The following is a 17,199-nucleotide window of genomic DNA, read 5'->3' as shown; positions in this document are numbered from 1 at the left end:
ACAAGGAGTGGATTACTATGAAAATAGAAGAAATACTTGACAAAAAGGTAGGCTCCACCATAACCAGCGACAAGGTTATCGGCATTGATATCGGATCGCGGACAGGCAAAGCCGTGCTTTTTCACGAGGGGGAATTGTACACGGCGATTACCCCCACCGCCGTATTTGCCCAGCAAACTGCCGATAAGCTGTTTGAGAAGTTATTAAAACAGTCCGGTCTGCAGCATTCGGATATTGTCTATATTGTTGGCACGGGTTACGGCCGTATCGCTCTGAATTTTGGTGGTATTAAGAACAAAATTGTAACGGAAATATCCTGCCATGCCATGGGGGCCCATGCGTTGAATGCGAAAGTCCGTTCCATCGTGGATATCGGCGGGCAAGATTCCAAAGCCATCCGGGTGGATCCGAAAACCGGCAAAGTAGTGGAATTTATCATGAATGACAAATGCGCCGCCGGTACCGGCCGGTTTTTGGAGAAAGTAGCCGGATTGCTGGATTTGACTACCGAACAGTTGGGTGATGAAGCGTTGAAAGCCACCAAACCGTCGGATATCAGCAGCCAGTGCGTAGTATTCGCCGAGTCGGAGGTTATTTCGTTAAAAGCCAAGGGCGAAAAAAGGGCCGACATAGCGGCCGGCATCCACATTGCCACCGCCCGCCGCGTAAAAAACCTCTTCAACCGGATTGGCTTGGAAGCCGATCTGGTATTCTCCGGCGGGGTTTCCAACAATAGGGGCATGAAAAAGGCGCTGGAAGAAGTATTGGACCATCCGTTCAGTGTAGTCAAACTGGATGCTATTTATGCCGGGGCGCTCGGAGCGGCGGTTATCGCCCAGAAGACCGTCGCGGCCGACCGGTCGGAAAAAGAAGGATTAGCCAGTTAGGGAGGTACTTGTTACTATGGATATTGAGGACATTCAAAGTCAGCGGGATTATTATGAGCATTGCCGGCAGGTTCACCATTATTCGCCTGCAATCAACAAAATATTGAACCTTTCTGAATCCTACATACCTGATGCTGAAAAAGCCTACAAGGAAGGGAAAACGAAGGCAATTTGGTCCGGCGGTGTCGGTTGGCAAGTGCCCTTGATCTATGCTTGCGATACTATTCCGGTGGCTTATGGCGAGATGGGAAGGCTAAGCGACAAGGAAGCAATGCAGATAGCCGAAGACTACTATCAGTTTCCGGTGGAAACCTGCTCAATGGTAAAATGCACGGTAGGGCAATGGCATTTGCGCCGCAACACCTCTACCATAAACCGCATTCTCGGCAATAGTTCAGCCTGCGAGCCGTACAATCTGGCCTGGGAGATCATGAAACGGGAAGGCTATGACGTGTACAACAATGATGTTGTTTACCGCGGGCCGACCGTGGAAGGCAAACGTTTGGAAAAATTGATCCAGTTTCTTGTTGATGAAATTTATGACGTGGCCGAATGGCTTACCGGCAGTAGGAAGATTGACGAAGACAAGTTGATAAGGGAAATTCAAAGAAAAAACCGCCTGCTGAATAAACTGAAGACAGTTCTGGAATTGCGGCGGAAGCATCCTTTCTATGTGCGCAGCCTGGCTACCATTGTAATGCTGAATATCGGCTTGAACAATTATTTCGGCAAGCCGGAAGAATATGAAGCGGCCATTGATTTGCTGATTGAGGAACTGGAAAATAAACCGGTCGATGAAAAGGAGTTAAAGAAGGTCATACCCTTGGTCTGGGCCGGGGGAACCGGCCAGGAATTCGGCATTTATGAAGCCATTGACCAAGCCGGCGGCGCCCTCTTGGGGTTGCGCAGCGTTCCCTTTAAACTGTACCGGGAGGATGTGCCGCCGGTAGAGTCCTTGGCCAGGTGGGTATATGACAATGCCGGCGCCGGCGCTGGCGTGTATGCCCGGAATGTGCTTGAGCACGAAGTTGACAAACTGAATGCCCGCGGTCTCATCCTTTACGGTTATATCGGCTGTTCCTTCGCCAGCGTCGACCGGGAGATGTGGCGAAAATATTTCCATGCAAAAGGAATACCCAGCATTAATCTGGAGGGATCATTCCAGACCGGTGCGCCAACCGGCCAGGTAATTACCCGGGTAAAAGCTTTTGTTGAAATGCTTTCTTAGGCGGCTGTAGTGAATTAATTAGGGGGCCGGTATGAATGAAAATAACAACTGCTGTTAGGCGGATAATGGCTGCACTGCTGGCGCTGGCCTTGGTATTTGCGGTTGGATGCTCCAAGGAACAGAAGAAGGATACGGCAACGGCCGGCGATGGGAAAAAGTATGATGTTATACGGGTACCGACTCCCGTCGCCGATGCTACCTCAACCGTACTCTACTGGGTTGGCGAGGAACTGGGTTATTTTGCGGAACAGGGTATAAAATTGGAGTATGTCGGGCAGGTGCCAAGCGGACAGCTGGTTGCTTCCGTTGTCGCCGGGAAAATTGATGTGGGCGGCGCTCATGTCAACCGGACCATTGCCGGGATTTCCGCCGGCGCCAAGATAAAGGCGGTGGTGGCCCAGTCGGAAACCACGGAAGAGATACCGCACCACACGTATATAACGCTGAAAGACAGCCCGGTAAAAGGCCCGCAAGACATGGTGGGCAAAAAAATAGGCATAGCTACTTACGGCGGCTGCAATGAGTATATACCGTACGGATATATGCGTACCGGCGGCATAAAAGACCCGCGCGGCAAAATTGAGATTATCATCATGCCCGATACGCTGATGGAACAAGCCTTGCGCCAGGGTGAAGTTGACGTGGCCGGATTTAGCCGGCAACTGCCCGCCGAACTCAGGCAGAGTAAAGAATTTAATTACCTGTTCAGCGATTTTGAGCCCTGGGGCACCAAAGCCGGCGGGACGCCCTTGTATTTCACTGAAAAGTTTATCAAAGAAAAGCCTGACGTAGTAAGACGTTTTGTCACTGCCATGGCGAAAACCATCAACTGGCAGAATGCCAACATGCAGAAAGCTACTGAAATTACCGCCAAGAGAGCCAACGTAGATCCGAAACAGATAAAACCACGTTATTTTGCTCCCGATGGAATCATAACGGAGGAATCAGTAACAGTGTGGATCGACCTGTTAACGGAATTTGGCGAAATTAAGCCCGGCATCAAGCCCGATCAGATTTATACCAACGAATTCAATCCGTTTGCAAAAAAATAAGCAATTCATTGGAAATGAAATAAAGAGGAACGCCCACATCATCCAGGCGTTCCTCTTTTGCGTCCAATTACCGGTTTACCAGTATTTTGTTTTCTTCCTTACAGATACCACAGATACCCTTCACCCATAGCCGGAAGCACTCCGACCGCGCGAGATATAGATATCTTTGTGTCAACCCTGCGCCTCTTTGATATGTGCCTCTTTGATATTGTCGATATTGTCGAACTCTTTGATATTGTCGAACGGATTGCTTTCATACCATTCCGGCCGAAACGGCAGCAGTACATTGGCCGATATTTTTTTGGAAAAGGAAGTATTTTTAAGCTTTTTCGCCGCTTTTCTGGCCAACTCAAATGCGCCTGAATAGCCCATATAGTTAAACGACTGCCCGAAAAGTGGAACGGTGGGAATGCCCAGTTTCGTCACCCAGGCGTGTGCGCCCGTATGGCCGACATAGAGGTCGGGCCTGAGCCGGTTGAGCACATTCAATTCTTCCGCCGGTTGTCCCGGGGCAACGTCAATAACGGCATCCGGGTCATCGATATCGTCAATCATCGGCACGGCAAAACGGTCGAAATTGTGCGGTTTCAGTCCCAGAACCTTCATGCCCAATGACTGAAAAAATTCGGCGGTTGTAAAGATGCGGGTCTCACCGCCGCCCACAAACACAGTTTTGCCTTTAAAGGCTTTTTTAAAGGGTTCGAGAGCTTTTTCAAGCTGCGCTGTTTCAAGCGCGATTAGTTGTTCCACCTCGCTATCGAGTTGGAAGAATTTTGCAATTGTACGCAGCCACTGATTCGTGTTTTTGATGCCGATGGGCAGGGTATCAATGACATATTCTGTACCGAAACGCTCTTTCAGGTGACCGGTGAGATAATCATCGTGCGTCGCGCAAATGCTGATGTTCAGCGCCGCTTCGCCGATACGCGATATTTCATCAATGCTGGCATACAAAGGCAATACCCGGACATTCAGACCCAGGGCCTGGAGCAGCCTGGACAACTCAACTTCATCACCATAGCTGGTGGAACCAACATTTAAAAGATTCACAGTCTTGCTGAGGATATATTTTTCGCGGGCATCCGCAACCTCGTCCGGAATTACTTTGTCATATTTTTTAACCGGATCAACCAATTTCTTTAGTACTCCATGATAGGCGGAGTCGTAGCCGGTAGCGACAAACTTGCTTTTAAACCCTTCACAGTGAACAGGCACAACTTTGGCCGCAATCTGCCCGTCGAGCTCATCCAGCAGGGTGTCGATATCATCGCCTATAATGCCGGGCACGCAGCTATTGCCGATGATAATGGCATCCGGGCGATATTCCTTTTCCGCATACAAGATCGCCTGGCGCAATTTGTCAATGCCGCCGGCAATTACATCATTTTCATCCAGATTAGTGTGTATCCAGACATTATCGGTCCCTTGTTTTTGCTTTAGTATCCGCGCTGTTTTGGTCACCCCGGCCACACTTAGGTTAGTGGAAGCGCAGCCAAGGGGACCATGAATGATGGTTACCGAGTTCTGGAAACTCCTGACGATCCCTAAAGCCAGGCTTAACTGGCAACCGCCGCCCTGGGCAAACTTTCTGCTGTTATACTTGGTGCAACCCTGCCCCATGCCAACTTTTAGACTTTGACAGGAACCGCCAAATGCGTTGCAGGCACCGATCCGTTCTTCCCGGGTAGGCGCGGCCTCGGCTGATAAATAGTCATAAGTAAGATCTTCGGTCAATTTAGACATGGTAATACCTCCTTATTTATCGATTGCTGACTAGTGCTGAGATAAGGTCTTCAGCAAGTGTCAAGCCGCCTCTGTATCCTGTGTATCCTCTGTCCAAAACAGCCCGGTTGGTGACCGGGAATGAAACGGGAAGGAATGCCGCTCCGATCTTCTGCGCTGTACTGGCTTCGAGGCTGCTGCCCACAAGGAAAGCCGGACTGAGAGCATCATAATATTTATCGTTGGAGTTGTACTTCCAGCTCTGCCGGATATGATTGAGAAGCTGCCCGGCGTGTTGCTCAAATATCACTTTTGGTTTGGTTTCCGAACCTAACTTATCAAATTTTAGTTCATATTTCTTTTTGTTCAAATCATCTAAATCTTCGTTGATGACAACGAGATGCGGGACCCAGCCCAAATCGTCGGCCAGATAGCTTGTCAGTGAAAATGCATAGTTGATATCGGCGGAAACAATTGCATATCTCTGCAGGTCTATGTCACCGTAGATATCCAGAAACCTTTCGATATAGCTGTAATAATACCGTTTTTCCTCAGCAATAAGCGCTTTGATTGCCGCCGGATCAATTCCCAGCCGTTCGCCGATCTTATGTAAAAACGCATCGGTTCTCGTTTCGCCAATGGGGAGATCGGCGGTAATATAAGGGATATCATGCTTTTCTTCGAAAACCCTGGCGGTATCAATGCCGTATTTATCGGAAAATACAATTGTCAGGGCGGCATCCCCGTAATTTTTTATATTCTCGATGGTTTCTCCATCGCCAAAGAAGGTATTGACCTTTAGGCCCAACCGTTTTAACAACCTTTTGATTCCACGGATATTACCCCGGTAAAAGACGTCCTGGCCAGGCATAATCCCTAATATAGTAACGGCCTTTTCATCCTTTACCGCCTTGGGTTCAACAAACTCGGATGCCAGGGTGCTCAACACCGCTTCATACCCTTTAAAACCGTTGCCCAAAAAGCCCGGCGTATTCGCCGCAAGAACAGGCGCCACTCCGTTTTTAAAACGGCGGGCCACGCCTATGATATCATCGCCGATGATTTCGACCTGGCAGCCGGAAACCACAAAGTAAAGGTCGCCGTCTATTATTTTGATGGTGTTGGCAATCTGCTCCTCCAACCGCTCTTCGCCGCCGAAAACGATGTCTCTTTCGACAACATTCGAGGTGGGTGTCATATGGCCGCTGCAATACCCGGAACCCTTGTAGCCGCTTGCCGAGTTATACGTACCTGACAACATGGTCGCGCAACCTCCCGAGCCATGAACGATGGGAATTGCTTTCGGCAGGGCCGATACGGTAACAATTGCACCGCCAAGAGCGCAGGTGGATTTCGCGCGTTCGATGAAAGTAGTCACTTGATAACCTCCTAATTGTGATGGTTTTTTAAGACTCAGACCCAAATGAACCAGGAAAAATAAATAATGAATTGGCAGTTTGCAGGACAGGGGCAATGCTAATTTTGCTTGTTACAATAAAGAAAAGAGGCTAAACCACCCTATTGTGGCTTAACCTCTTCATTTCTTAAGTCAGTTAAGTTTTATGCAGTTATTCACGTAGCGGGTAACAATGTGCAAAAAGCTTATTTTTATAATTTAGTAATAATTCCTACAGTTAATAGAATATATGATATCTAATGTCTTGTCAATATCCTGCGGGACCGGTATTTTACGTATTCCGGGAAAATTGAGAAAAAAGCGCTGCTCCAAGGACAAAAACTGTGGTTTGATAAATGCTTTACAAGAAAATTTGTATGATTTATAATACAACTAAGCTTTTATTATAGTTATTGAATCGTTAAATTAATAACGGATGCTGACCGGTTATCACACTGGAGGCTAAGGAACTGTTTTTTTGGAAAACAGCCTTGGTCTCTTTTTGCTGTTTGGAAGGAAGTGATATTGTTTAGGCCGGGAATTGTCAGAAGGAAGGTTGAAATTCATGCTCAATTGGGTGCGTAAAATAAACGACCAATTTATCAGTTACTATCTTATTGTTTTGTTCTTTCTATTATGGCAGGTAGCACCCGTTATCGGTTGGGCCAATCCCAAATTTATTCCGCCGGTTTCCAAAGTGCTGGAAGCAGGGTGGGTACTGGTGAAAAATGGCGACATGTATGTGCACATAGCGGTGAGCCTGGAAAGAGTCTTTATCGGTTTATTCATATCAATTATCATTGGACTTCCCTTGGGTTTTATCTTAGGGGGGTGGCTGCCCAAGGTTGCCAAATATTTTGAGCCGTTCATGAATCTATGTGCCCAAATCAACACCATGACCCTTTTGCCGCTATTTCTTATTTTGTTCGGAGTGGGGGAGGGGGGAAAATACAGCATCATATTCTGGGCTTCCTTTTGGCCGATTTTATTCACTACTATGGAGGGGGTAAAGCAGGTTGATCCGCTGGTGATTAAATGTGCCAAGGCCATGGGGGTAAACGGATTCTCCATGTTCTTCAAGGTTTTTCTTCCGGGAGCGGCTATGCAAATTTTTACAGGTATCAGAACCGGGACCACGATGGCGTTTATGCTGTTGATTGGGGCTGAATGGCTTGGCGCCAATATGGGTCTGGGCTGGCTGATCCGGAATTCAGAGGATAACTGGCAGATACCCAGGCTTTATTTGGGAATCCTCGCCATAGCCGTTATTGGCCTTATTATCAATTATTTTCTGGTATGGCTTGAGAATACTCTCATTACCTGGCGGGAAACTGAACCGGAATCGACCAATTAAACTTGTTTGAGTTTTATTATTTAGTGGGTGAAAATATGAGTAATGGATTGGTAAAGGCGTTAGTCCAAATCAGAAACTTTATCTTTGGCAGCAACTTACCGGTGATATTGTTTTTTGTCGCTTGGGAAGTGCTGCCGAGATACGGCGTGTTGGATAAAACAATTATTCCCACATTTTTTTCGGTAGTTGAAAAACTATATTTGTTGGCTATACAAGGTGAGTTATCCAAGCATATGGCAATCAGTCTTCAGCGAGCGGCGATTGGCCTGTTTTTAGCTGCGGCAGTAGGCATAGCGGCAGGCTTTTTGCTGGGTGGGATGTTTAGAACCCTAGAAAAATTATTTTTGCCCTTTTTCCGGCTGCTGGAAAAAGTAAATCCCTTTGCTATATTTCCTGTATTCATTCTTATTCTCGGAATTGGTGAATTGAGTAAAGTCTCGATGATCTATTGGGTCTGCCAATGGCCGATTATTTTTAATACCATTATGGGTATCAAGGGGGTTGATCCTTTATTGCTAAAGACAGGCCGTTCCATGGGCGCAAGTAAACAAACCCTTTTTTTCAAGGTTATCCTGCCGGCGGCGATGCCCGGTATTTTTAACGGACTGAAAATTGGGGCTCAGTTAGCGTTTATCATGGTTATAGCTGCCGAAATGCTGGGGTCGAGCAGCGGGATGGGATGGTTGACAAGAAATGCCCAGGAAACTTACAAGATAACGCAGCTTTTCGGAGCTACGATGCTTATCGCCATTATCGGCCTTATTATTAATAAGGTATTCCGGTTGCTGGAAGCGAGATTGCTGGTTTGGCGGGAAAATGCCTTTGAGGGAAATAAAAATTAATAAATTTATAAAGTAAAAGGAGAGGATAATTTTGACGGACAAAAAGAGAAATATTAAATTGGCAATCGTCGGCGTGGTGGTTCTGGCCGTGCTGGTGGCCGTAGGTTTTGGCGCCCGGAAGGGAACCGTACAGCTAAGCAGTTCGGATAAGAAGGACTTGATCGAAATCAGGGTTCCAACTTACAAAACATGCGCTTCAACTGCCTGGGTCGTTGCTGACAAAAAAGGATTCCTGGAAAAAGAAGGACTAAAACTTGTATATACCGGCGAACTGATTGCAACTCAGATTCTTCCTTCCGTATTAAACGGGAATAATGACATCGGCACAGCTCAGCCCAATATGCTGGCTATTGCCAAAGCAGGCGGAGCAGCCGTAACTGCAGTCGCCAGGCAGCAGATTGAGCCTCCTGCTAATGTGGACCCCGTATTTCGCCATATGAGATTTTATGCTAACCCGGCATCCGGTATTAAGTCAATTGCCGATCTGAAAAACTATAAACCGGGTCAACAAATAAAAACCGACGGAACTACCAATAGCTGCAACCAATTTCTTTTCAATACTTTGCTGGATAAAGCAGGGGTACCCAGGGACCGGTTTGAATGGGTTACCTTTACCAATGATATAGCAGTCATTCAGTCTACCAGCCAGGGTATTCTCGATGTGGCCCAGGTACACCCGCCTTACTACAAATCGGCAGAAGACGCGGGACTGGTATTAATTGCCGATTCAACCGATACCGGACTGGGTGAATCAGCCGGGTCCAGCCTGTACTATTTCAAAGATGACTTTATCAAGAACAATCCCGAAACGGTTAAAAAGTTTGTCAGAGCGATAGTGGCCGCTCAGAAATGGAGCGACGAAAATCCCCAGGAAGCAGTGAAACTGACTGCGGATTGGATCAACGTGCCGGTTACAGGGGTGCATTATTTTGCGACTACATCCGAAATAAAAGAAAGCGATCTGACTCCATGGATTAAGGATCTGGAGAATAGTGGAGGACTTACCCCGGGGCAGTTAAAACCTTCGGATCTTATCACTCGTGAATTTGAAAATGTAGCAGTCCAATAAGGGAAGCCGGGACATCTGTGAATTAAACAATAAAGCCCAATCTGCAATCAGCCTGTCAATAATTTTTGATATTCTAGTCTGATCAGAGAAAATACTCAAGGCAAAGGTTCTGCTTAGCGGCGCCTTTGCTTTTTTCTCTGTTTAAAAACACAAGCAGACCTCCATGCCAATATATTGGGCATCACCCTAATCGTTAATAAGGCCGTTTTTATAAGCAAAAGAGATGAGTTGCATGCGGTTTTGCAGATGGAGCTTGGCTAAAATATTGCGTAAATGGTTTTTAACAGTACTTTCACTGATATAAAGCTTTTCGCCGATTTCTTTGTTGCCCAGTCCCTGGCTAACCAGCTGGAGTACCTCATTTTCCCGCTCAGATAACTTATAGCCGGCTAAATCGACTTTTTGGACGGAAAACTCCTGCAGAATTTTTGCGGCTATCATCCGGGAAATGGGCGCTTCCCCCTGGACAATACTGATAATGTAGTCTAACCAGTATTCCGGTTCCATGTTTTTCAATAAATAACCCTGAGCCCCTTTTTTTATTGCTTCAAAAAAATCCTGCACATCATCAGATACACTGAGAATAACAATCTTTACATACGGCATTGCTTCTTTGATCAGACGGGTAGCTTCCAAGCCACTGCCGCCCGGCATCCGGATATCCATCAAAATAAGGTCCGGCATCAAAGCCTTGGCCTTTTCCAAAGCTTCCTGACCGTTAGTTGCTTCGCCGGCTATTTCAAACATGGAATGGGCTGAAAGCATACTGGTTATGCCTTTGCGCGACAAAAAATGGTCATCAACCACCAACACCTTAATTGTCATCAATATTTCCTCTCTTGGCTCAGGATCGTCATAGAAAAGAGATATTTCTCTAAAATCAGACTGTCATTTTACCTGTTCAGCCTCGGCGTATTTGCGGATGTTAAGATAATTTTAATGTAAGCCTGCAATAATGGTTTTGTCAATAAAAACTTTGTTGGTATTGTTGGTATGCTTTGTCTAGTACTTACAATACCCTATTGACAATTCTGCAAAGATATTGTAATTTAAAAAGAGATTAATAATCTATTATTTCCAGGCTGATTAGTTAAAAACTAAAGGCTGGTAAGGTATCTCTTTGAGAATATCTTTCCGGCCTTTTTTGTTTTTATAAATACTTAGAGGGGGAGTTTAATGAAAGAGTCACAAAATAGTTTCATCGAGTGGTTGATTGATGTGTCCGGGATTATTGCTTTTTTCCTTTTGTGGGAAATCGCTCCCCGTATCGGTTTGGTTGACGCACAATTTATCCCGCCTTTGTCGGAAGTGCTGCTGGCTGCAGGAAAATTGGCGGCTAATGGGGATTTATTCATCCATATAGCAGCCAGCTTGCAGCGGACTTTTATCGGCTTGGCGCTGGCTGTCGCGCTGGCGGTACCGCTCGGTTTTCTGCTGGGGGGAGTTTTTCCGGCATTGGGCCGCCATATGCAGCCCTTGTTGCGCTTGCTCGGGCAAGTGAACGCTTTTTCCCTGTTTCCCATCTTTATCTTATTTTTCGGTATAGGCGAAGTTGCCAAAGTAAGCATTATTTTCTGGTCCAGCATTTGGCCGGTGCTTTTTACTACCATTGCCGGGATTCAACAGGTAGATCCGCTGTATATTAAAAGCGCCAGGTCCATGGGGGCGGACCGGATGACCATTTTCCGCAAGGTCATTTTGCCGGGTACGGCGCCGGTTATTTTTACCGGGGTACGTACTGGTGCTTCCCATGCTTTCCTTATGCTCATCGCCGCGGAAATGATTGGCGCCAGCGCTGGCTTAGGCTGGGTGATTCACAATTCGGCCATGAATAATATAATTCCCCGCTTATTTGCGGCAACCATCACCATTGCTCTTTTGGGAATGGCAATAAACTACCTGCTGCACTGGCTGGAAGAGAGTGTTGTGGATTGGCGGCAGGATTCTGAAACCAGCACCTGAAATTAGCGGAACTACTTAAATCAGTAATTTATAAAAGCAGGTCAACTGCTTGGAAAGGGGGGATAAAACATAGAAGCGGCATTAAAAAAATCATCGGCAGACGTTGTAAACACTTCAAAAAGACAAAAATGGCCGGGAAAAATTTTGTCCTGGCTGACAAATGGGCTGACAAACGGCATATCCATTATCGTGTTTGTGATTATTTGGGAAATCGCTCCTCGTGCCGGCTGGGTCCCGCATACATTTATATCGCCGCCGTCGGAGGTGCTGAGCACTGTTTGGGAACTTCTGCTCAGCGGGGTATTAACCAAACACATTGGAGTTAGTTTAGGCCGGGCGCTCTTTGGTTTCTTACTGGCGGTTATCATTGGGGTTCCTCTGGGTTTCCTGCTGGGAGGCTCATTTAAGTTGTTTGAACGTATTGTTACCCCGGTCTTACGGCTGCTGGGAGAAGTAAACCCCTTTGCTTTATTTCCTGTCTTCATCTTATTATTCGGTATTGGCGAAGTATCCAAAGTCGCCATGATTTTTTGGGTTTGCCTGTGGCCCATTCTGCTCAACACCGTTACCGGCATAAAAGGGGTGGAACCGTTGCTGCTCAAGTCGGCCCGTTCCATGGGAGTAAGCGGCCCAGCCTTATTTACTAAGGTCATTTTTCCGGCTGCGTTACCCGGTATTTTCCACGGCATAAAAATGAGCTCAGGCGTGGCTTTCTTTATGCTCATCGCCGCCGAGATGATTGGCGCCAGCAGCGGTTTGGGTTGGCTGGTATGGAATGCCCAAAATAATTATCAAATTCCCAGGCTGTTTGCGGCGACCGTCACCATATCCACATTAGGCTTGTTACTCAATTTCGTGTTTAGCAAGCTGGAACGCAGATTAATCAATTGGAAAGAAAATACACCTGAATATTAAAATAAGGAGCTAGAGTAGTATGGCTGATAAAAAAACTGTGAAGAAAATTATAATAGGTCTGGTTAGTGTGGCCATTTTAGGCGCTGTTGCCTATGGCGCCAATCTTGGCAATAGACAGACTGTCAGTGATGCAACCGCTAAAGATAAGGGGCTGATTCCCCTTAAAACCTGGACGCGAAAGGATTGCGGCTCCACACCGTTTGCTGTGGGTGTGACGCAAGGGTTTTTCAAAGAAGAAGGACTGGAGATCGTTTTTACGGGGGATACGCAGCCAGCTCAACAGATTCCGTCGGTTCTCAACGGCAACAATGATATCGGCGGTGGCTTTCATCCCAACCAGATGGCAGTGGCAATAGCCGGCGGCGCCAAGATCAAAGGGGTGGTTACAGGCGGGATTGATCCGTTGCCGGATCAGGATCCCAAGCTGCGCCATATGAATTGGTATGTAAATCCCAAAAATAATCCGGATATTCATTCTTTTGCCGACCTGAACAAACTACCGGGGCAGTTGAAGTTTTCTACCATAACTACTAATATTTGCGCCGATTTCCTGGCAAATAATATCGCCGATAATCAAGGGGTAGCCAGAGATAAAATTGAATGGGTTACCATGCCGGACATTCAGGCTGTTCAAGCTTTGAAACAGGGACTGGTGGCCGTAGCCGGCGTGCATCCGCCGTTTTATAAGTCGATGGAAGAAGCCGGTATGGTCAAAATTGCCGATAGTCTGGACGCCAAAATTACGGTTGCCGGCGGCATAACCTACTATGTTTTTAACGAGGATTTTATCGCCAAAAACCCTGAGACTGTCAAAAAATTCTCGCGGGCAATTGTCAAGGCGCAAAAATGGGCGAATGAGCATCCGGAAGAGGCCCGGAAAATTACTGAGGATTGGATTGGGGTGCCGGTTAACGCCACCCACTACTTTGCAGCTGGTACTGAAATCGATGAGTCCCTGATTGTTCCCTGGATTAAAGATCTGGAAAATTCCAATGTGATTCCCAAAGGAAAAGTCAAACCTTCAGATCTTGTCATTTCCAGTGCCGTCAATGCCGGCAAGACATTGTAAATTGACAACACCAAAAAATAAAAATGGAGAGCTTGCCAAACCAATTGGTAAGTTCTCCATTTTTGTTTTTTGGTTTTAAATTAGTGTGTTCTGCATAAAGTGCCCACTTTGTTCTTTTGTTTTGCTAACCACCCGGTTACTAAAGCTGTAAGCTCTTCATGCTTTCCAGTAAACACATGGTCTGCTTCCATAAGGGTCAGTTCTTTTTCACCGTGGTATCTTTCATAAAAAATTTCTGAGCCTGATGGCGGCACTACGGCGTCTTGGCTGCCGTGGACAATAAGCAGAGGTGAATGGTGAGAGCAGGCTTGCGCTGATAGATCGTAGCGGTTTTCAGCTAAATCATTGACAAAGTTTGGACCGATGCTAAATCCTTTGCTTAAAAAATTGGCGACTGTGTGGCCATTAAAAGAACGCTGCCATAAGTCAGGTCCCAATATAATGTTTTGAAAGTTTTCAACAGGGTGAGTCACCGGCGCTAATGCAATCCGGCCGGCAATGCCGTCATCTTCATGACTGAGCGCAATTAAACCGCCCAGGCTATGGCCCAGCAAATAGAGCGGCAGGCTGTCAAATGCCGGACGGCTTTTTACCCAATCAACAACATTGCGCAAATCTTCCCGCCAGCTTTTTATCGTTGTATCGGCGACAAAATCGCCGTCGCTTTCGCCGGAACCGGCAAAGTCAAAGCGGACAGCCAGCAATCCGGCAGCTTCAATTGCATTTGCCAGATGAAGCATTAACTGATTGGTGCCGACTTTTTCGCTGGTAAAACCATGGCAGCAGATGACCAGAGGCGTCTGCCGTACCGTGAAAGTATTCACATGAATCATGGCGGATAGTTTGCGATTCTGGCTGATTATCCATTCATGATGTTTCATATCCTTATTCCTCCTTAAAATAGCGAAATAAACTTAAAAGGCCAAAAAACGACTTAAGTCGCTTTTTGGCCTTTAGTTTTCTAATTAGCCTAGACTATTTAATTTTGCTAATAAACTAATTATAGCAAGATCTTCGGCGTTTGTCGATATAAACTTAATAGTTGATTAAAATGGTGTTCTGTGCTATCTTAATATCGAGATATTTGGAAACAAATGGATTATAAATTAACTGACAAACGAGAATATTTATTAGGAAGATATCTGACAGGAAGAAATTTCAATCCATAACGAATTCACTGAATGTAATATTGATTATAAAGGAGATTCAAATGTGTAGTGCTAAACCGCAAGAAACAGTAAAGTTCTGGGTAATGCCGCATTTAAATAACCTGGAATTACTATGCGCGACATATATCAGGCATTCCTTTTCCAAACACATTCATGAGGGTTTTGGAATTGGTGTCATTGAGCGTGGCGCGCTTGAATTTTTCTACCGGAGGGAAAAGCTGATTGCTCCTTCCGGGTATATCAACTTGGTTATTCCGGGTGAAGCTCACGATGGGCATGCTGCATCGGACACAGGCTGGTCCTACCGGATGTTTTATCTTGAACCGAAGTTACTGGAACAAGCTGCGTTTGAGATTTCCGGCAGTACAAAAGGAGTTCCGTTTTTTAGCGCCGGCGTTATAAAAGATGCTTATCTGGCCGGTGTAATAAGGAATCTTCATCTGTTATTAGAGAAACCTGACATACCATTAATTGAGCAGGAATCACATCTTTTAATAATGCTTGTTATGTGTATTTTGCGTCATGCCAACGATTCTTTAAGCATGCGGCGTTTAGGTAAAGAGAATCAGGCAGTTAACCGGGTGCGGGAATATATTGAAGATAATTATACCCAAAATATTTCTATTCAGATTTTAGCTAAGCTTTGCGGTCTTAGTCCTTTTCATCTAATACGGGTTTTTCGGGAATGTGTTGGAGTTCCGCCGCATCTCTACCTTAAACAAGTTCGAATTAATCGAGCTAAGAAGCTTCTTGTTCGAGGTTTTTCCCCTGCCTTTGTTGCTCATGAAGTGGGATTTGTAGATCAAAGCCACTTTTCTAAACATTTTAAAGAGATTATCGGGATTACACCTAATAAATATAGGAAATTTACACAAGAATTGTCTTCGACCAAGTTGAAAATGTATATTTAGACCTTGCACATTTGGAACAGGTATACTTTTACACAGAACTTGATTTGGATGAATACGAGGAGGATATACATGAAATCAGACAAAAAGATTGTACTCAGCGAATCGGAAATCCCCCGCCAATGGTATAATATTCAGGCTGATATGCCTTGTAAGCTGGAACCGCCACTCCATCCTACGACCAAACGACCTGTGACACCAGAGGATCTATCGCCGATTTTCCCGCTGGAACTGATTAAACAAGAGGCTAGTGTGGAACGCTGGATTGATATTCCCCAAGAGATTATCGACAAATATCGTATCTGGCGGCCAACCCCGGTTATTAGAGCCTATGAACTAGAAAAGGCTTTAGACACACCGGCTAAAATTTACTATAAATACGAAGGTGCTAGTCCGGCAGGCAGTCATAAGGCCAATACCTCCGTGCCGCAGGCATATTATAACAAGACTGCCGGTATAAAACGATTAGCGACTGAAACAGGAGCCGGACAGTGGGGGAGCGCTCTAAGCCTGGCTTGCAGTTTTTATGATATGGAATGCACAGTTTATATGGTAAAAATTAGTTATAATCAGAAGCCATATCGTCGTTCGTTCATGCAAATTTACGGAGCTGAAGTTATCGCCAGTCCGTCAGACCGCACTCAGGCTGGTCGTGACATGCTAGCCCTTGACCCAGATTCACTGGGCAGCCTAGGCTTAGCTATTTCCGAAGCAGTTGAGGACGCGAGCAGCCGACCGGATACCAATTATGCGTTGGGCAGTGTTCTGAACCATGTCATACTTCATCAGACAGTTATTGGTTTGGAGACCCAAAAACAGCTTGAGAAAGTAGGAGAATATCCAGACGTAGTAGTCGGTTGTTGCGGTGGCGGCAGTAATTTCGCGGGCCTTGCTTTCCCATTTCTTAAAGATAAATTTACTGGCACAAATATTCGCGCTGTAGCAGTTGAGCCAACAGCCTGTCCAACGCTGACACGCGGTGTATTTGCTTATGATTATGGCGATCTTGGTAAATTAACGCCTATTACTAAAATGTATACACTGGGCCATAATTTTATGCCGCCCGGTATTCACGCCGGCGGACTACGCTACCATGGAGAGTCACCATTAGTCAGCCAGTTGTATCACAACGGATTTATTGAAGCCCAGGCATATCATCAAACTGAAGTATTCGAAGCAGCGGTACTGTTTGCCAAATCCGAGGGGATTATTCCAGCGCCGGAATCGTCTCATGCTATCAAAGGAGCAATTGTTGAAGCGCTTAAAGCTAAAGAGGAAGGACGGAGTAAAACTATTTTGTTCTGCTTATCCGGTCATGGTCATTTCGATATGACGGCTTATGATAATTATATCAGCGGTAAAATGGAAGTACCTGGCGATGAACAGCCGCTTCAAGCCAACATGATCAGTTTGCCTGAAATATAGATAGTGATGTTTTGTAGATCCAATACCTCTAAATCAGCTTTTTTATGATTTAGAGGTATTTTTATTTCTCAGTTGACTCAGTGAGAAACGAAATGCTCTATGAAAAGGATTCATCATACCAGAAAATAACAAATAGCAATTTTGTACAAGATTTTTTTCTGGTGGGTTTTAAAATGAAAATAGTGTATATAGATTCTAACC

General features: G+C 45.7%; 15 protein-coding genes. 11 read left to right on the top strand and 4 right to left on the bottom strand.

The features are described from left to right. Nucleotides 1-17 precede the first annotated feature (17 nt). The 3 genes from MAMMFC1_RS00760 to MAMMFC1_RS00750 are packed head-to-tail and all read left to right on the top strand — an operon-like array spanning nucleotide 18 to nucleotide 3,167. Nucleotides 18-887 carry an acyl-CoA dehydratase activase gene (locus MAMMFC1_RS00760; RefSeq protein WP_126305659.1) on the top strand — a complete coding sequence of 290 codons (870 nt, stop codon included), beginning with the start codon at nucleotides 18-20 and terminating at the stop codon, nucleotides 885-887. A gap of 16 nt (nucleotides 888-903) precedes the next feature. Then, on the top strand, nucleotides 904-2,115 hold the full coding sequence (locus tag MAMMFC1_RS00755; RefSeq protein ID WP_126305658.1) for a 2-hydroxyacyl-CoA dehydratase subunit D: 1,212 nt from the start codon (nucleotides 904-906) through the stop codon (nucleotides 2,113-2,115). Nucleotides 2,116-2,150: 35 nt separating this feature from the next. Further along, nucleotides 2,151-3,167, top strand: a complete 1,017-nt coding sequence (locus tag MAMMFC1_RS00750) for an ABC transporter substrate-binding protein (protein WP_126305657.1) — start codon at nucleotides 2,151-2,153, stop codon at nucleotides 3,165-3,167. Between the two features lie 171 nt (nucleotides 3,168-3,338). Here the strand turns inward: MAMMFC1_RS00750 and MAMMFC1_RS00745 are convergent, their stop codons facing one another. Together MAMMFC1_RS00745 and MAMMFC1_RS00740 are read right to left on the bottom strand one after the other, a co-directional pair. Then, complete coding sequence (locus tag MAMMFC1_RS00745; RefSeq protein ID WP_126305656.1) at nucleotides 3,339-4,910, bottom strand: nitrogenase component 1; 1,572 nt, start codon at nucleotides 4,908-4,910, stop codon at nucleotides 3,339-3,341. A 16-nt stretch (nucleotides 4,911-4,926) separates the two neighbouring features. Then, nucleotides 4,927-6,267, bottom strand: a complete 1,341-nt coding sequence (locus MAMMFC1_RS00740; protein WP_126305655.1) for a nitrogenase component 1 — start codon at nucleotides 6,265-6,267, stop codon at nucleotides 4,927-4,929. Nucleotides 6,268-6,850: 583 nt separating this feature from the next. Here MAMMFC1_RS00740 and MAMMFC1_RS00735 point away from each other — a divergent pair. The 3 genes from MAMMFC1_RS00735 to MAMMFC1_RS00725 are packed head-to-tail and all read left to right on the top strand — an operon-like array spanning nucleotide 6,851 to nucleotide 9,550. Continuing rightward, nucleotides 6,851-7,639, top strand: coding sequence for an ABC transporter permease (locus MAMMFC1_RS00735; protein ID WP_126305654.1), 789 nt, complete (start codon nucleotides 6,851-6,853; stop codon nucleotides 7,637-7,639). A 35-nt stretch (nucleotides 7,640-7,674) separates the two neighbouring features. Next, on the top strand, nucleotides 7,675-8,481 hold the full coding sequence (locus MAMMFC1_RS00730) for an ABC transporter permease (RefSeq protein ID WP_126305653.1): 807 nt from the start codon (nucleotides 7,675-7,677) through the stop codon (nucleotides 8,479-8,481). Nucleotides 8,482-8,512: 31 nt separating this feature from the next. Beyond that, nucleotides 8,513-9,550, top strand: a complete 1,038-nt coding sequence (locus tag MAMMFC1_RS00725; RefSeq protein ID WP_126305652.1) for an ABC transporter substrate-binding protein — start codon at nucleotides 8,513-8,515, stop codon at nucleotides 9,548-9,550. A 186-nt stretch (nucleotides 9,551-9,736) separates the two neighbouring features. Here the strand turns inward: MAMMFC1_RS00725 and MAMMFC1_RS00720 are convergent, their stop codons facing one another. Further along, nucleotides 9,737-10,375 (bottom strand): response regulator, encoded by a 639-nt coding sequence (locus MAMMFC1_RS00720; protein ID WP_126305651.1) that lies wholly within the window; start codon nucleotides 10,373-10,375, stop codon nucleotides 9,737-9,739. A 351-nt stretch (nucleotides 10,376-10,726) separates the two neighbouring features. Here MAMMFC1_RS00720 and MAMMFC1_RS00715 point away from each other — a divergent pair, with 351 nt between their 5' ends. The 3 genes from MAMMFC1_RS00715 (at nucleotide 10,727) to MAMMFC1_RS00705 (ending at nucleotide 13,496) form a co-directional block, all read left to right on the top strand. Continuing rightward, nucleotides 10,727-11,512: an ABC transporter permease gene (locus tag MAMMFC1_RS00715; protein ID WP_126305650.1), complete on the top strand. Its 786-nt coding sequence runs from the start codon at nucleotides 10,727-10,729 to the stop codon at nucleotides 11,510-11,512. 144 nt (nucleotides 11,513-11,656) lie between these two features. Then, nucleotides 11,657-12,427, top strand: coding sequence for an ABC transporter permease (locus MAMMFC1_RS00710; RefSeq protein ID WP_232035594.1), 771 nt, complete (start codon nucleotides 11,657-11,659; stop codon nucleotides 12,425-12,427). A 19-nt stretch (nucleotides 12,428-12,446) separates the two neighbouring features. After that, entirely contained in the window at nucleotides 12,447-13,496 is a 1,050-nt protein-coding gene (locus tag MAMMFC1_RS00705) for an ABC transporter substrate-binding protein (RefSeq protein WP_126305648.1), read from the top strand. A gap of 80 nt (nucleotides 13,497-13,576) precedes the next feature. On the opposite strand, the gene MAMMFC1_RS00700 is transcribed toward MAMMFC1_RS00705, so the two are convergent. Next, entirely contained in the window at nucleotides 13,577-14,377 is an 801-nt protein-coding gene (locus MAMMFC1_RS00700) for an alpha/beta hydrolase (protein WP_126305647.1), read from the bottom strand. A gap of 329 nt (nucleotides 14,378-14,706) precedes the next feature. On the opposite strand from MAMMFC1_RS00700, the gene MAMMFC1_RS00695 reads away from it, so the two are divergent. Both MAMMFC1_RS00695 and MAMMFC1_RS00690 read left to right on the top strand, forming a co-directional pair. After that, nucleotides 14,707-15,576, top strand: a complete 870-nt coding sequence (locus tag MAMMFC1_RS00695; protein ID WP_126305646.1) for an AraC family transcriptional regulator — start codon at nucleotides 14,707-14,709, stop codon at nucleotides 15,574-15,576. Nucleotides 15,577-15,645: 69 nt separating this feature from the next. Then, on the top strand, nucleotides 15,646-16,998 hold the full coding sequence (locus MAMMFC1_RS00690; protein ID WP_126305645.1) for a TrpB-like pyridoxal phosphate-dependent enzyme: 1,353 nt from the start codon (nucleotides 15,646-15,648) through the stop codon (nucleotides 16,996-16,998). Nucleotides 16,999-17,199: the final 201 nt, after the last annotated feature.

Source organism: Methylomusa anaerophila (assembly GCF_003966895.1).
GTDB classification, from domain to species: Bacteria; Bacillota; Negativicutes; order Sporomusales; family Sporomusaceae; genus Methylomusa; species Methylomusa anaerophila.
The sequence above is the reverse complement of the archived record's forward strand: the minus strand, read 5'-3'. Positions and strand labels throughout refer to the sequence as shown.

What these genes read in the sequence shown, in the direction of transcription:
- MAMMFC1_RS00760 (WP_126305659.1), top strand. Translation starts at nt 18, where the DNA reads ATGAAAATAGAAGAAATACTTGACAAAAAGGTAGGCTCCACCATAACC.
- MAMMFC1_RS00755 (WP_126305658.1), top strand. Translation starts at nt 904, where the DNA reads ATGGATATTGAGGACATTCAAAGTCAGCGGGATTATTATGAGCATTGC.
- MAMMFC1_RS00750 (WP_126305657.1), top strand. Translation starts at nt 2,151, where the DNA reads ATGAAAATAACAACTGCTGTTAGGCGGATAATGGCTGCACTGCTGGCG.
- MAMMFC1_RS00745 (WP_126305656.1), bottom strand. Translation starts at nt 4,910, where the DNA reads ATGTCTAAATTGACCGAAGATCTTACTTATGACTATTTATCAGCCGAG.
- MAMMFC1_RS00735 (WP_126305654.1), top strand. Translation starts at nt 6,851, where the DNA reads ATGCTCAATTGGGTGCGTAAAATAAACGACCAATTTATCAGTTACTAT.
- MAMMFC1_RS00730 (WP_126305653.1), top strand. Translation starts at nt 7,675, where the DNA reads ATGAGTAATGGATTGGTAAAGGCGTTAGTCCAAATCAGAAACTTTATC.
- MAMMFC1_RS00720 (WP_126305651.1), bottom strand. Translation starts at nt 10,375, where the DNA reads ATGACAATTAAGGTGTTGGTGGTTGATGACCATTTTTTGTCGCGCAAA.
- MAMMFC1_RS00715 (WP_126305650.1), top strand. Translation starts at nt 10,727, where the DNA reads ATGAAAGAGTCACAAAATAGTTTCATCGAGTGGTTGATTGATGTGTCC.
- MAMMFC1_RS00705 (WP_126305648.1), top strand. Translation starts at nt 12,447, where the DNA reads ATGGCTGATAAAAAAACTGTGAAGAAAATTATAATAGGTCTGGTTAGT.
- MAMMFC1_RS00700 (WP_126305647.1), bottom strand. Translation starts at nt 14,377, where the DNA reads ATGAAACATCATGAATGGATAATCAGCCAGAATCGCAAACTATCCGCC.
- MAMMFC1_RS00695 (WP_126305646.1), top strand. Translation starts at nt 14,707, where the DNA reads ATGTGTAGTGCTAAACCGCAAGAAACAGTAAAGTTCTGGGTAATGCCG.
- MAMMFC1_RS00690 (WP_126305645.1), top strand. Translation starts at nt 15,646, where the DNA reads ATGAAATCAGACAAAAAGATTGTACTCAGCGAATCGGAAATCCCCCGC.